Here is a 14,552-nt window from a genome sequence, read left to right as displayed (position 1 = left end):
AGTGGAAAGCTCGAAGAACCGCGGGCGTCATCGGAGCCGCCATCGCACGCGGATCCGTATGTCCGCGCCCACAGTGACCTCACCGTGCACGGGAGGCAGGATCATGGGCGACAAGGCGAACGCACACCCCGGAGCCGCCGGCAGGGCTACAGCGGCCGACCACCCCGCGTCCGTACGGAATGTGGTGCTGGTCGGCCACTCCGGATCGGGCAAGACGACTCTGGTGGAAGCTCTCGCGCTCACCGCAGGGGCGGTGAACCGGGCGGGCCGCGTGGAGGACGGCGGCACCGTCTCCGACTACGACGAGATCGAGCACCGGCAGCAACGCTCGGTGCAGCTCTCCCTGGTGCCGGTCGAATGGGACGGCATCAAGGTCAACCTTCTGGACACCCCCGGATACGCCGACTTCGTCGGGGAACTCAGGGCCGGTCTGCGAGCGGCGGACGCGGCCCTTTTCGTCGTCTCCGCCTCGGACGGCGTGGACGGCTCGACCCGCATGGTGTGGGAGGAGTGCGCGGCCGTCGGCATGCCGCGCGCGATCGTCATCACGCACCTGGAGGCGGCGCGGGCCGACTACGAGGAGATGACGCGGATCTGCGCGGAGGCCTTCGGCGGGGACGACCCCGACGCCGTGCTCCCGCTGTATCTGCCGCTGCACGGTCCGCAGGGCCCGGACGGGCACGCGCCCGTGACCGGCCTGATCGGGCTGTTGTCGCAGCAGCTGTTCGACTACTCCACCGGGGAGCGCAAGGGGTCCGAGCCGGGCGAGGACCAGTTGCCCGAGCTCGAGGAGGCCCGTAACCGGCTGATCGAGGGGATCATCGCGGAGAGCGAGGACGAGACCCTCATGGACCGGTACCTGGGCGGCGAGGAGATCGACGTCAAGACGCTGATCGAGGACCTGGAGCGAGCCGTCGCGCGCGGCGCGTTCTTCCCCGTCCTGGCCGCCGCGCCGGCCACCGACGGTGCCCGGCAGGGACTGGGCACGGTCGAGGTGCTGGAGCTGATCACGCGGGGCTTCCCGACCCCGCTGGAGCGCGAGGCGCCGCGGGTCACCACGGTCGACGGCAAGCCGCGCGAGCTGAAGCTGTGCGACCCGAACGGGCCGCTGGTCGCGGAGGTCGTGAAGACGGCGTCCGACCCGTACGTCGGCCGGGTGTCGTTGGTGCGCGTCTTCTCGGGCACCCTGCGCCCCGACGCGACGGTCCATGTCTCCGGGCACGGGCTGGCCGACCGCGGGCACGAGGATCACGACGTCGACGAGCGGATCGGTGCCCTGTCCGCGCCGTTCGGCAAGCAGCAGCGGACGCTCACGCACGCCATCGCCGGCGACCTGGCATGCGTGGCGAAGCTGAGCCGCGCGGAGACCGGCGACACGCTGTCGGCCAAGGACGACCCGCTCCTGATGGAGCCGTGGCAGATGCCCGACCCACTGCTGCCGCTCGCCATCCAGGCGCACAGCAAGGCGGACGAGGACAAGCTGTCGCAGGGTCTGTCCCGGCTGGTCGCCGAGGATCCGACGATGCGACTCGAACAGAACCAGAACACCCACCAGGTGGTGCTGTGGTGCCTGGGCGAGGCGCATGCGGACGTCGCCCTCGAACGGCTGCGCAGCCGCTACGGGGTCCAGGTCGACGTCGTGCCGCACAAGGTCTCCCTACGGGAGACGTTCGCGAACAAGTCGGCGGGCCGCGGGCGGCATGTGAAGCAGTCCGGCGGGCACGGGCAGTACGCGATCTGCGAGATCGAGGTGGAGCCGCTGCCGGGCGGCTCGGGCATCGAGTTCGTGGACAAGGTCGTCGGCGGTGCGGTGCCGCGGCAGTTCATCCCGTCGGTGGAGAAGGGCGTCAGGGCCCAGGCGGCCAAGGGAGTTGCGGCCGGGCATCCGCTCGTCGACATCCGGATCACGCTGCTCGACGGCAAGGCACACTCGGTGGACTCCTCCGACGCCGCGTTCCAGACGGCAGGCGCGCTCGCGCTGCGCGAGGCCGCGGCCGACACGAAGATCCATCTGCTGGAGCCGGTGGCCGAGGTGTCCGTCCTGGTCGGCGACGACTACGTCGGCGCCGTGATGAGCGACCTGTCCGGGCGGCGCGGCCGCGTCCTCGGCACCGAGCAGACCAGCGGTGGCCGCACGCTCATCAAGGCCGAGGTGCCCGAGATCGAGATCGGCCGGTACGCCGTCGATCTGAGGTCGCTGTCGCACGGCACCGCACGCTTCAACCGCTCGTACGCGCGGCACGAACCGATGCCGCCGCAGGTCGCGGAAAGGATTCGTGAAGAGGCGCGCGACGCCTCGTAGTTCGCGCCCGGCGCCACCAAGTGGCTTTTGCGGAACGCTCCCCTCCGCGTCGGCGGGCGGCTTCGGCCGTCCGCCGACGATTGTCAGTGGCGAGGGATACGCTCATCATTGATCAACAGGTGTGCGCAGTACGGAAGTCGGGAAGGCCGCAGAAACGACAGTGCGGCGATCGGGGGCGGGAATGACCGTTGAGAGCGGTTACGCGGACATCTTCGGTCCGCAGGTGCCGCGCACGGCCGGCGAGGGACAGACGGCGACGTTCGCGCTGGCCTCGGCGGCCTACCGGGACAATCCATTCGAGGACATCAAGAAGGCCGACAACGAATGGCACCAGACCGACGTCAAGGCAGGCCGCGGCTGGGCGAAGATCTTCCGGCCCAACCTGGGTGAGGCCTTCTCGCGGGCGGTGGTCGACCGCATGCTCGGAAGCGGCCGCAAGCCCCTGATCCAGTCCTTCGGCACCGAGCCGCAGGTCGTCGTCGAGCACTGTCTGGCCGCCAACAACATCCGCAAGGCCCGCGACCGGATGCTCAGCGCCGTCATGGTGATCTGCGGCGTGCTGTTTCTGCCCGGCCTCCTGGTCTGGCTGCTGGTCTTCACGCTGCGCACCACCATCGTCAAGCGGGACGCGAAGCGCGGCGGCGCCCTCGCCTCGGTGTTGCTCGTCGCGGCGGGCGCGCTCGCCGTGTTCTTCCTTCTCCGCATGCCGTTCACCGGTTTCTGGGCCTCGTATGCGCGGGCCTCGGTCCTTATGCCGGTGGTCGGCTGGTTCTGGGCCAAGCAGATCTGCGAGCGCACGGCGAAGGACCTGCGGGGGCGGTGGGACAGCCTGCTGGCCGGCAGCAGCGTCGGCGCGAAGGTGCCGGAGGCAGTGCCGACCAGTCCCACCGAGACACAGGCCGAGCAGCTGCGCCAGTCCCTCGCCAAGCTGAGCGCCGAGCAGCAGTCCAACTCCGTGTTCTACGCCGGGCCCAAGGGGATACTCGGCATGGGCACCCGCTGGGGCAGCTGGCAGCTGGCCGAGAACCTCGTTCCGGCCAACGCCGACCGGGAGATCCACCCCTTCCGCAGCTGGGACGTCATCCGCGCGATCCATGACCAGCTGCGCATGCTGGAGCGCGGTCCGCTGAACACCGGTGGTTTCCCCAAGCCGGCGATACGGCACTGGGTCGTCACGCCGATCGCCGAGGGCGCGAAGGCGGTGTCCCGGCCGGAGGGCACGGACGTCGACGCGTACCAGGTCAAGTCGCACGCCATACAGGACATCTGCAACAAGCAGCAGTTCGGCAGCGGTGACCGGCACTACCTGGGCGTCCAGTGGACGCTGTGGGACGGGCAGTTGATCATTACGATGCTGATCACGGTGACCGTGCTGCACGAGACGCTGCGCATCGAGGTGACCGGCCATGCCCTCGGCCCCGTGAACGGGCTCTTCCAGGAGAAGCCCGAGGCGCCGACCAAGGAGGTCACCAAGTCGTTCAAGCCGTGGGAGACCCGGAAGGTGAAGCTTCCGCTGGTCAACACCGACGAGGTGGTACGGCTGGCGGTCCGCGCACCGATCTCCTGGTATCCGCCGCTGCTGAACTGGCTCGGCGGGACGATAGGTCTGCCCGAGCCGTTCGGGCTCCGGCACGCGTGGGCGGATCAGCCGTGGCGGCACCGCTTCATGGCCGACGACGCGCTGCGCGCCGCTACGCCGGTGCTGCGGGTGGTGCATGCCGCGGCGATCAAGGTGCTGGACGAGAACGGCGTGGACACGGAGAAGTTCGGTACCCGCTCGGCGTTCCTGAGCACGGCCGTGCAGGATGTGGCGCCGCGGAAGGCGGACGTGTACGACGCGTAGGCCTCCGGCGGTCGAGCCGCGTGAGGTGGGTCTGGGCGGCCGTCCCTGGGGGCTGCGCCCCCAGACCCCCTTCGGCCTGAACGGCCTCGTCCTCAAACGCCGGACAGGCTGATCACGGCACCGTCGGCCTCAAGACGTCGGCCAGGCCTCCGCCAGCATCTTGCGCGTGTCCGCCAGCAGCTGCGGCAGCACCCGCGTGTGGCCCACCACCGGCATGAAGTTCGTGTCGCCGCCCCAGCGCGGGACGATGTGCTGGTGGAGGTGGGCCGCGATGCCGGCGCCGGCGACCGAGCCCTGGTTCATGCCGATGTTGAAGCCGTGGGCGCCGGAAGCGGTCCGCAGAGCCGTCATCGCCTGCTTGGTCAGAGCGGCGAGCTCGATGGTCTCCGGCTCGGTGAGGTCGGTGTAGTCGGCGACGTGGCGGTAGGGCACGACCATCAGGTGGCCGCCGTTGTACGGGTACAGGTTGAGGACCGCGTACACCTGCTCCCCGCGCTTGACGACCAGCCCGTCCTCGTCGGACTTGGCCGGGATGGAGCAGAAGGGGCAGCCGTCGTCCGCGCCGGGACCGGTCGGCTTGTTCTCACCCTGGATGTAGGCCATCCGATGGGGCGTCCACAGGCGCTGGAACGCGTCCTGGATCCCCACTCCCCACTGCTGCTCCGGCTCACTCGTCATGCGTGCAGCATATGGCTTCGTCCGTTCGCGGCGTGTCGCCGGGGCTCGCACCCGATTGCGGCACACCGAGGCCGCCCTCTTCGTCGCGTCACTGATCTTTCTCGCCTCGTACGCGGTCCGCGTGCTGGGCCATGGTCATCTGCCGGAGTCCGTGCTCGACCTCTGCCTCGCGCTGACGTTTGCCGCCTGGGCGCTGCTCGCCGTCGGCTCTCCCTGCACGCGCGCGTGAGCCCCCCTGGCCATCTACGCACAGGGGCGCGGGGCGCCGGGCGCGACCATGCGGACCTTCGGGGACGCCGTGTGGTGGACGTGCTCGACCCTCGCCACGGTCGGCTACGGCGACATCACCCCGTCACCGCGCGCGGGCGGCTGGTCGCCGTCGGGATCACGGCCGTGGACCTGGGCCTGCTCGGCGCCGTGAGCGGCCCGTTCGCCTCGTGGCTCCTGCAGGCCTTCTCCCGCGAGGACGACGAAAGGCCCCCGGGAGCTGAACTCCCCAAGGGCCTTCGTCACCTACGAGCGTCAGACCTGCGCCCGCTCCTCGACCACCGTCGCGATCTTCGCAATGGCCGCGTCGAACGGGATGCCGTTCTCCTGCGAGCCGTCGCGGTAGCGGAAGGAGACGGCGTTGTTGGCCATGTCCTCGTCGCCCGCGATGACCATGAAGGGCACCTTCTGCTTCTGGGCGTTGCGGATCTTCTTCTGCATACGGTCGGAGGACGAGTCGACCTCGACGCGCAGCCCCTTCTTCTTCGCGGCCGCGGCGAACTTCTCCAGGTAGTCCACGTGCCCGTCGCCGATCGGGATGCCGATCGCCTGGACCGGGGCCAGCCACGCCGGGAAGGCGCCCGCGTAGTGCTCCAGGAGCACGGCGAAGAACCGCTCGATGGAGCCGAACAGCGCACGGTGGATCATGACCGGGCGCTGCTTGGAGCCGTCCGCGGAGGTGTACTCCAGGTCGAAGCGCTCGGGCAGGTTGAAGTCGAGCTGGATGGTCGACATCTGCCAGGTCCGGCCGATGGCGTCCTTGGCCTGGACGGAGATCTTCGGCCCGTAGAAGGCGGCGCCACCCGGGTCCGGAACCAGCGGCAGGCCCTGCTTCTCGGCGACCTGGCGCAGCGTCTCCGTCGCCTCCTCCCAGACCTCGTCGGAGCCGACGAACTTCTCCGGGTCCTTGGTGGACAGCTCCAGGTAGAAGTCGGTCAGGCCGTAGTCGCGGAGCAGGCCGAGGACGAAGGTGAGCGTCCTGTCGAGCTCGTCCGACATCTGCTCGCGCGTGCAGTAGATGTGCGCGTCGTCCTGCGTGAAGCCACGCGCGCGGGTGAGGCCGTGCACGACGCCCGACTTCTCGTACCGGTACACGGTCCCGAACTCGAAGAGGCGCAGCGGCAGTTCACGGTACGAACGCCCGCGCGCGTCGAAGATCAGGTTGTGCATCGGGCAGTTCATGGGCTTGAGGTAGTAGTCCACGCCCTCGTCGAGCTGCATGGGCGGGTACATGCCCTCGGCGTACCAGTCCAGGTGGCCCGACGTCTCGAAGAGCTTCCCCTTCGTCGCGTGCGGGGTGTAGACGAACTCGTAGCCCTCTTCCTCGTGCCGCCGGCGCGAGTAGTCCTCCATCACGCGACGGACGATGCCGCCCTTGGGGTGGAAGACGGCAAGACCGGAACCGATCTGCTCGGGGATGGAGAACAGGTCGAGCTCGTTGCCCAGCTTGCGGTGGTCGCGCTTCTCGGCCTCGGCGAGGAAGTCCAGGTGCGCCTTCAGCTCGTCCTTGGACGGCCAGGCGGTGCCGTAGATGCGCTGGAGCATCGGGTTCTTCTCGCTGCCGCGCCAGTAGGCGGCCGCGTTGCGCATCAGCTTGAACGCCGGGATCGCGCGGGTCGACGGCAGGTGCGGACCGCGGCAGAGGTCCTTCCAGCACAGCTCGCCGGTCTTGGCGTCCAGGTTGTCGTAGATCGTCAGCTCACCGGCGCCGACCTCGACGTCCGCGCCGTCGTCGCTGGACGCGGCGCCCTTGAGGCCGATCAGCTCCAGCTTGTAGGGCTCGGCGGCGAGCTCCTCGCGAGCGGCCTCGTCGGTGACGACGCGGCGGGCGAACTTCTGGCCCCGCTTCTGGATCTCCTGCATCTTCTTCTCGATGGCCTTGAGATCTTCGGGCGTGAACGGCTTCTCGACGTCGAAGTCGTAGTAGAAGCCGTCCTTGACGGGCGGGCCGATGCCCAGCTTGGCCTCGGGGAAGAGCTCCTGCACGGCCTGCGCCATCACGTGCGCGGTGGAGTGGCGCAGGATGCCCAGACCGTCCTCGGAGGAGATCTCGACGCCCTCGACCTCCTCGCCGTCGGAGAGCACGTACGACAGGTCCTTGAGCTCGCCGCCCACGCGCGCGGCGATGATCGAGCGCTCGCCGACGAAGAGGTCGGCGGCCGTAGTGCCCGTCGTCACCACGCGCTCTTCCCGCTCGGAATCGCGTTGGATGATCACACGGACGTCTGACACCGGTCTCTCCTGACTGAAGGTGGGGCGGCGCCATACCAGGAGCGCGCGCATTACGCGATCGTACCGACCCCGGACGGCCGACCGCGAAACGGTCACGTAGGCGCTCCGCCAGGAGTGCCGTGATGGGCCGTCGGTCGTCTGCGGCTTCGTCGTGGCTGGTCGCGCCCACGCGGCGGAGCCGCACAGTGATACAGCCCCGCGCCCCTTCGGGGCGCTGCCGAACCGTAACTGCCCCGCACAGGGCCCCCGTCAGTCCCCGGCGTCCTCCCCGCCGCACGCCTCCTCGAAGAAGTCCAGGTCCTCCTGGAGCGACTTCATCAGCCGGTCCCGCTCGGCCTCGTCCACCTGCACGGGTACGACCCCCGAGGCCCCGGTGACCTTCCGGAAGCCGCCGCGGCTCTCCAGCCGCCCGTGCACCCGCACCGGCAGCCCGACGAGGTGCGCGTGCCCGGCGATGCGGTACGCCTCCTCGTCCAGCGTCAGCCGGACGTGCGGAATCTCGGCGCCGGCGAGGACACGCAGCCGTACGGTGCCCTCCCCGCGCGGCCCCGACCTGCGCATGCGTACGACCGCACCGGTGATCCGCACCGGCACGGACGGCTCCTCGCGCAGATAGCGGGCCCCGGCCTCACGCAGCACGGGCAGGTCACCCGGCGAGAACTCGACGGGCTCGACACCGGCCGCGCAGTCCTCGGGCACCCCGGCCGCGGGCGCCCACTCGACGGCGATGCGCGCGCCCTCCGTACCGCGGACCAGGGCGATCAGGGCCTCGGTGAGCTCGCGGCTGACGCCCGCCTCGACGGCGCCGTCGAAGGCGTCCATGCCGCCGGTGGCCCGCTGGTAGTCGATGGCCTCGCGGGCGGCGTAGAGGGCCTGGTGGAGGCGTACGGCGAGTGGGCGGGCCGTGCCGACGGACACGAAGGCGGTGAGGCCGCGGCCGCCGGACGCGGAGCCGACCAGGACGCTCTCCAGCATCGAGGCGGCCGAGCGGCGGTGCCGGGCGCCGTAGTAGCCGGCACGCGCGCGCGTGGCGAGCGCCGCGGCGAGGAGCATCTGGCGGGCGGCGGTGCGCAGCTCCTCCTCGACGGTCCAGGGCGCGGCCCCGGCCGGCCCGCTGGGCGCGTCCCGCCACCAGCGGACCTCGTCGCTCGGCACGGCGAGCCCGACCAGCACCTCGCGCGCGGAGGGCATGCCGCTGCGGGAGAGGGCGATGAGCGCCTCGCCGAGCAGGTCGTCGCTGTCGGGAAAGGCACGGGACTCGGGGACGAGCAGGCTGGTGCCGTTGCCGCCCGGTCCGGGCGGGGTCCAGCGGCCGTAGCGCCCGGCCGCTCCCCCGCGCCGCTGCCAGCCGTGCCGGTGCAGCAGGGCGCTGAGCACGGCGGGGTCGACCTCGCCGGGCTCGGGGGGACGGTCCCAGGCCGCGTCGACGGGGTGCGGCCGGACTGGCCTTACCGGTTCCTCCAGGGGGCGGTGCGTCATGGTCTGCCTCCCGTCCCGACCCGCGTCATGATCTCGCAGAGGGCCCGGTCGTCGAAGATGCGTGAGGTCGGTATCCGCACGCTGGTCCGGCGCCTGCCGGTGATCGCGTGGCCGGCCAGGTTGACCCAGTAGCAGCAGTGGCGCAGATCGAGCCGGTCGTGGCCGGCGCGCAGCCACTGCTCCTGCGAACGAGGAACGATCATCACGACCAGGATCTTGTGCACCGAGACCGGGGTGCGGGCGAGCTTCGCCAGGTGGTCGTTGTCGAGCGTGAAGGAGAAGAACCGGCCGGGCGGGTTCGGCGCGAGCTGGTATGTGGCCTTGAGCTGCACCTTTATGGTGACCTCGTCGTCGACCGTGTGGCCGGGCGCGCTGTGGCTGACGTGCCAGTCGATGCCGTTGTCCGGAAACGGCTGCGACAGGGAGCACCCGGCGGCCGCCGCCACGGCGTGCAGATAGCCCACCTGCAGTGTCTCCATGCAGGCGGTAGTGGCGAGTGAACCGCGATGAGGGCCCGTTCGTTCGGGCAGCAGCCCGCCCCGCTCGGGCTGCGCTATCGCCATGACGAACAGCCTTCCACGCCAGGTGAATCCCCGTGGCGGGCCGCTGAACTGCATGGACCCGCACTCCTGTTGTGTCCTCCCGGCGTACGGCGCAAACGGCCCGGGTATCACCAAACGGGCAGAAGACGGTGCGTCAGCTGCCAAGGGTGAACGAGGGGTTGTGTAGGTATGGCGTGCTGGTATGAAGGCCCGCTGGCGGCATTCGACACGGAGACGACAGGCGTGGACGTCGAGACCGACCGGATTGTTTCGGCGGCCGTCGTCGTCCAGGACGCCCCGGGCACCCGGCCGCGGGTGACCCGGTGGCTGGTGAACCCGGGTGTGCCGGTGCCGGAGGCGGCGACGGCGGTGCACGGACTGACGGAGGAGCATCTCCAGCGCAACGGCCGTTGGCCGGCGCCGGTGATGCATGAGATAGCCGAGGAGTTGGCCGGACAGGCCGCGGCGGCCCGGCCGCTCGTGGTGATGAACGCGCCGTTCGATCTGACGCTGCTGGACCGCGAGTTGCGTCGCCATCGGGCCTCGTCGCTGGACCACTGGTTCGAGAGGACGCCCTTGCTGGTGCTCGATCCGCGCGTCCTGGACAAGCATCTGGACCGCTATCGCAAGGGTCGCCGCACCCTGACCGACCTGTGCGCGCACTACGGCGTCACGCTGGACGGCGCGCACGACGCGGCGGCCGACGCGCTGGCCTCGCTGGAGGTCGTCCGGGCGGTGGGGCGCCGTTTCGCGGCCCGACTCGAGCGCCTGTCCCCCGCCGAGCTGCACACACTGCAGGCGGTGTGGCACGCGGCGCAGGCACGCGGGTTGCAGGCGTGGTTCGCGCGCAGCGGCAGCGACGAGGCGGTGGACCCGGCGTGGCCCCTACGGCCGGACCTGCCGGCGGCAGCCGCCTAGCTGCGCGAGGCGTACAAAAAAGCCGGTCCGCTGCTGCGGACCGGCCTTTCCCGGTGGGCGATACTGGGTTCGAACCAGTGACCTCTTCGGTGTGAACGAAGCGCTCTCCCACTGAGCTAATCGCCCGGGAACGCACTGAACAATACAGGCCCCCGCGCGTTTCCTTCAAACCGCTTGATGACCACCTTCAAGGCCACGTTCATGGCCGCCTTCATCGCCACCTTCATGGCCGCTTCGATGGCCGTCTTGCCGGCCACCGGCCAAGTACGCCACCAGTCCTCGCCGCCCGGCCCGCATCATCAGCCAGTGGTTGGCGCGGAAGACGGGCCGCCCGGGTACGGCGAGACGCCGCAGCAGCGGCTTGTTCACGTCGACCACCTGGTCGTAGCGGGCGATGGTCCCGCTGCCCTTCGACATGAGGGTCCAGCGCGCCCAGCCGTCGATGTCCCCGGACATGGCGATCTCCAGCACTCCCGCCTCGGGGTCCCGCCGCACCTCGCGGGCGGTGAAGGTCATGTCGTACGGCAGGGCAGAGCGGATCGTGATCACGCCGGTGATGTCGTCGATCCGGTTCACCTGGCGTACCTGGGGCCACCAGCGGGGGTAGTCCTCGGCCTGTTCCAGCAGGCCGTAGACGGTGGCGGGCGGCGCGGGCAGGGCCCAGACGCTGCGGAAGCGGTAGTGGCTCCAGTCCATGGCCTGAGTCTGCCCCTGTCCAGGAGCTTTCCGCCGCATATCTGAGTACGTTCTGAGTACGCGTACTCACGCCTTGCAGTGTGACGCGTACCACACTCCAGGGCATGCGAGCGCCGCCGCCCGTGCGGCGGCGCTCCTCCTGCCCCAACCGGCGTGCTAGGACGGCATCTTGTCGCCCAGCAGTGCCAGGTTCTCGATGGCCGCGAGGCCGTACAGCGCGGTGTCGTTGGTCGACACCCACGCCGCTTCACTGCCCGGGACCAGCGCGTCCGGGCCGCTCAGCTTCTCCGTCCTCCAGGGCGCCGACTCCTTGTAGCCGTCGGAGTTGTAGAACTTCTGCCACGCGCGCGTGGCGAGCTTCGCGTCGCCGGTCTGGACGGCGGCGTACGCGTCGAGGCGCGAGTGGCCCTGGAAGAGGATCAGGCTGCCGAAGTTGGAGCCGTAGCGGGCCGCCTGCTCGGCCTTGGTGGCGTTGAAGTAGCGGCAGTAGTCGAAGTACGCCTCGTTGAACTTCGGCATGTCCACGAGGTCGATGAGTTCGGCGCACAGCTCGTTGAGACCGAACACGGCGGAGAGGTGCGAGACGCCGACCACCGGCTTGTCGGCGATGGCGAACTTGCCCGTGTCGAGGTCGTAGAGCCCGGTCCCCTGCACGAAGCCGTTGGGCTGGGCGGCGATCGTCTCCATTGTCGACAGCACGCGCGCCTTGGCCTTCTCCCACTTGGGCCCCTTGCGCTCCCACTCGGTCAGCCAGGCCGACACCAGCCCGCTCCAGTCCGTGCCGAAGCCGATCGACAGCGCGTGCCGGTCGGGGGTGTACGGCTCGGTGCGGATCTTGCGGATCGGGTCGAGGACGAGGAAGGTCTCGTCGGAGTCGACGTTGGCGTGCATGAGGTCGCCGACCCGCTCGTCCGCGGTGAGGAAGTAGTAGTAGCGGCGGTAGGTCGTGTTGGCGATGCGCTGCTGCTTGGCGCTGTCGGCGTAGTGCTGCACGCCGTGCCGGGTGCCGAGGCCGGCCCATTTGCCGAGGTGGTAGACGTCGACCTCACCGGTGTGCCGGGTCATCGCCTCCGCGAACCGGAAGATGTCCGTACGGCCGCTTCTCAGGTACGCGAACCACAGCCACAGGTCCGGCGAGAGCTCGGAGTTGTCCCAGGCGTAGCCGCCGATGTCGTACCGCCACTGGTGCCTGACGGTGTCGTAGGTGTGCATGATGTCGCCGTAGTCCCAGAAGCCGTACCAACGGCGCATCTCCACCTGGTCCTTGTAGTAGGTGAAGAGGAAGTCGAGGTGGTCCTCGATCTTGGCCTTGGCGGGCGTGGAGCGGTCCGGCTCGGAGTACAGGCCCGGGCCGAAGACCTTGGCCTTGATGAGCTGCTTGGGCGGGGCGGCGAGCTGCGGCAACACCCGTACGGCCTCGACCTGTTGAGCCAGCGTCTGAGCCGAAGGTGTCGAGGCGTTGGCCCAGAAGAGGAGTTCGGAGGTGCGGGCGATGCCGTACGGCGTACCGAACTCCGGCTCGTAGTCCTCGTAGGTGATGTTGAGGCCTTCGAGCTGCTCGGGGTAGGTGTCCTGGCCCATGCCGTCGTGGTAGAAGCGCAGGTCCATGGGCTGCGCCTCGGGCGACCAGAGCCACATGGTGACCTCGGCCTCGTCGGTGTGGGCGTCACGGATGTCGAGCTGGGCGGGGTACTTCTCCCAGAAGTCCCGCAGCCCGAAGGAGAATCCGCCGCTCACTCCACCGACGTATCCGAAACCGGAGGCACGCCGTCCACCGCCGGCGCCGATCCAGCCGTGGCCCTTCTTGGTCCTCTTCCTGAGGGTGAAGCCGTCGGCGGACAGCTGGGAGAGGGTGTAGTCGCCCCACTCGGGGATGTACTGCAGCCGGGTGGTCACCCGCTGGTCCCAGGTGGACGGGTCGGGCAGCTTCTCCCCCGCGAACTGCGCCGCCTGTACGGCCGCCCCCGGGTCGCGGCGCAGTCCGGTGATGCCCTTGACGGCCTCGCGGAGCATGCCGGTGCCCTCGCCGCCGATGCGGATGTGGCGGTCGTAGGACTGGTCGCGCATCGGCACGGTGAAGCGCACGCCGATGCCGCGGATGAAGTCGCCGCTCGCCTTGCCGGGCTCCTGGGTGCCGTCGAAGGTGATGGTGTGCACCATGCGGAAGGAGTCGGCGCCCGCGTAGAAGTAGAGCCGGATGGAGAAGGGGAGCCAACTCCGGCTTCCCTTGCGGTGCTTGCCGTCGATCTTGACGACCGCGCGGACCGGGCCCTCCTGCTCGACGGTGACGTCGGAGATGGCCCCTTCGAAGCGCTCGCTCCTGACCGCGCCCTGGTCCTCGTCCTCGATCTCCGGCTGGCGGATCAGCACGAGCCGCCCGTTCTTGGCGATCTCCGTGGAGCCCCGGGTGACCGACTTGATCAGGGTGGCGCCGGACTTTCCGATCGTGGCGGTGATGACCCCGGTCGACACCGTGATCGCTCCGCCGCTCTTGTCGACGGTGACCTTCTTGTCCGGTACGGCGGCCTCACCGGCGGCGAGCGTGAGCTTGCCGGTGCCCGAACTCACGGCGTGCGCCGTCCACTTCAGCGAGCCGTCCGGCCAGTAGGCGATCGGCCAGGACTGCACGGGCACGGACTTGCCGTCCGCATCCGTCACCGCGAACGTCTGGTCCTCCTGATAGACGCCCTTCGGCCAGGGCACGCCGAGGGTCGAGCCGGGCGCTGCGCCCAGGCCGCCGTCCTCCAGCCAGTCCAGGGTCACGGGGTCGGCATCGGCGGCCTCGGCTCTGGGGGCGGCCTGCGCATCCTTCGCTCCTAGAGCCCAGCTGAACTGTGCGGCGGCTCCGGCTACGGCGGCTGCCTTGAGGAGGGACCTACGGGGAATGGGAGACATGGCCTTTCCTTCCGTGCGGGGTGCATTCAGCTGGTCAGGGGCATGGCAGAGAGAGACGACGCCGAGGGCGCCGACCTTGTTGCAAGGGCATCGCCCGTCAGCGGCGCCGGTACCGCTCCTCCACGGCTACGGCCGCCGCCGCCACGGCCCCCAGGACAGGGACCGCCAGCGGCGCGATGAACGCGGCGGACAGGGCTACGACGCCCAGCCCGCCGACGATCAGAAAGGACCCGGCGGGATCGAGCACGGTCCGGCGCCCGGCGCCCGCGAGCAGCGCCCGCCAGGAGGCACCCGGCGTCCAGACGGCCGCCGCCCGCAGCAGGGCCACGGCCAGCCCGATCAGCGCGAACAGACCGACCGCCCCGACGAACGCCCCGCCGGGAATCCCGGCCCGCGCCGCCAGGACGTCCACCCAGACCGCCGCGGCCGCAGCCCAGCCGGCGAGCCCGACGGCCCACCCGCCGCGCACGGCCGCCCGGAAGTCCGCGACGAACTCCCGCAGGCCACCGCCCTCGTGGGTGGTACGACGCCGCAGATGCCGTGCGCCCGCGGCGAAGGCGGCGGGGTAGGTGACCACTCCGAGGCAGGCCACGGCGATCCACACGCCGGTGAGCAGGCACTCGGCGAAGACCGAGAAGCGCTCGCCGAACACGGACTCCTTGCGCGGAGCGCGGGCCTTCACACGTGCTTGCGCCATGGT

The 14,552-nt window shown here is 70.1% G+C and carries 12 protein-coding genes and 1 tRNA gene; 5 read left to right on the top strand and 8 right to left on the bottom strand.

Translation table 11 applies throughout. The features are described from left to right. The first annotated feature begins 103 nt into the window (after positions 1-103). Both ADL12_RS30915 and ADL12_RS30910 read left to right on the top strand, forming a co-directional pair. Positions 104-2,302: an elongation factor G-like protein EF-G2 gene (locus ADL12_RS30915; protein ID WP_062707708.1), complete on the top strand. Its 2,199-nt coding sequence runs from the start codon at positions 104-106 to the stop codon at positions 2,300-2,302. Between the two features lie 181 nt (positions 2,303-2,483). Continuing rightward, positions 2,484-4,145, top strand: coding sequence for a hypothetical protein (locus ADL12_RS30910; RefSeq protein WP_062707705.1), 1,662 nt, complete (start codon positions 2,484-2,486; stop codon positions 4,143-4,145). A 129-nt stretch (positions 4,146-4,274) separates the two neighbouring features. Here ADL12_RS30910 and ADL12_RS30905 read toward each other — a convergent pair whose 3' ends face one another. Next, positions 4,275-4,823: an HIT family protein gene (locus ADL12_RS30905; RefSeq protein WP_062707703.1), complete on the bottom strand. Its 549-nt coding sequence runs from the start codon at positions 4,821-4,823 to the stop codon at positions 4,275-4,277. Here ADL12_RS30905 and ADL12_RS58160 point away from each other — a divergent pair. Together ADL12_RS58160 and ADL12_RS58155 are read left to right on the top strand one after the other, a co-directional pair. Then, positions 4,822-5,052, top strand: a complete 231-nt coding sequence (locus tag ADL12_RS58160) for a hypothetical protein (RefSeq protein ID WP_159053346.1) — start codon at positions 4,822-4,824, stop codon at positions 5,050-5,052. The genes ADL12_RS30905 and ADL12_RS58160 overlap by 2 nt on opposite strands. Before the next feature lie 48 nt (positions 5,053-5,100). Beyond that, positions 5,101-5,244: a potassium channel family protein gene (locus tag ADL12_RS58155; protein ID WP_341846384.1), complete on the top strand. Its 144-nt coding sequence runs from the start codon at positions 5,101-5,103 to the stop codon at positions 5,242-5,244. A gap of 101 nt (positions 5,245-5,345) precedes the next feature. Here the strand turns inward: ADL12_RS58155 and thrS are convergent, their stop codons facing one another. The 3 genes from thrS to ADL12_RS30885 form a co-directional block, all read right to left on the bottom strand. Further along, positions 5,346-7,322: a threonine--tRNA ligase gene (thrS, locus tag ADL12_RS30895; RefSeq protein WP_062707699.1), complete on the bottom strand. Its 1,977-nt coding sequence runs from the start codon at positions 7,320-7,322 to the stop codon at positions 5,346-5,348. A gap of 249 nt (positions 7,323-7,571) precedes the next feature. Beyond that, positions 7,572-8,801 carry a hypothetical protein gene (locus ADL12_RS30890; RefSeq protein WP_062707696.1) on the bottom strand — a complete coding sequence of 410 codons (1,230 nt, stop codon included), beginning with the start codon at positions 8,799-8,801 and terminating at the stop codon, positions 7,572-7,574. After that, the gene (locus tag ADL12_RS30885; protein ID WP_062707797.1) at positions 8,798-9,364 is read right to left on the bottom strand and encodes a DUF4365 domain-containing protein; all 567 of its coding nucleotides are present in this window, start codon (positions 9,362-9,364) and stop codon (positions 8,798-8,800) included. Before ADL12_RS30885 ends, ADL12_RS30890 begins: the two co-directional genes overlap by 4 nt. A 168-nt stretch (positions 9,365-9,532) precedes the next feature. On the opposite strand from ADL12_RS30885, the gene ADL12_RS30880 reads away from it, so the two are divergent. Beyond that, positions 9,533-10,261 carry a 3'-5' exonuclease gene (locus tag ADL12_RS30880; RefSeq protein WP_062707694.1) on the top strand — a complete coding sequence of 243 codons (729 nt, stop codon included), beginning with the start codon at positions 9,533-9,535 and terminating at the stop codon, positions 10,259-10,261. 54 nt (positions 10,262-10,315) lie between these two features. Here the strand turns inward: ADL12_RS30880 and ADL12_RS30875 are convergent. The 4 genes from ADL12_RS30875 to ADL12_RS30860 form a co-directional block, all read right to left on the bottom strand. Continuing rightward, positions 10,316-10,387, bottom strand: a tRNA-Val gene (locus tag ADL12_RS30875). Positions 10,388-10,426: 39 nt separating this feature from the next. Next, positions 10,427-10,957 (bottom strand): SRPBCC family protein, encoded by a 531-nt coding sequence (locus ADL12_RS30870; protein WP_079052372.1) that lies wholly within the window; start codon positions 10,955-10,957, stop codon positions 10,427-10,429. 156 nt (positions 10,958-11,113) lie between these two features. Continuing rightward, a complete protein-coding gene (locus ADL12_RS30865) occupies positions 11,114-13,852 on the bottom strand; it encodes an exo-rhamnogalacturonan lyase family protein (protein WP_062707690.1) in 2,739 nt (912 codons plus the stop codon). 97 nt (positions 13,853-13,949) lie between these two features. Then, positions 13,950-14,549 (bottom strand): hypothetical protein, encoded by a 600-nt coding sequence (locus ADL12_RS30860; protein ID WP_062707687.1) that lies wholly within the window; start codon positions 14,547-14,549, stop codon positions 13,950-13,952. Positions 14,550-14,552 lie beyond the last annotated feature (3 nt).

It is taken from the genome of Streptomyces regalis (assembly GCF_001509475.1).
Classification (GTDB): domain Bacteria; phylum Actinomycetota; class Actinomycetes; order Streptomycetales; family Streptomycetaceae; genus Streptomyces; species Streptomyces regalis.
This window is presented reverse-complemented; position numbering and strand designations above follow the sequence as displayed.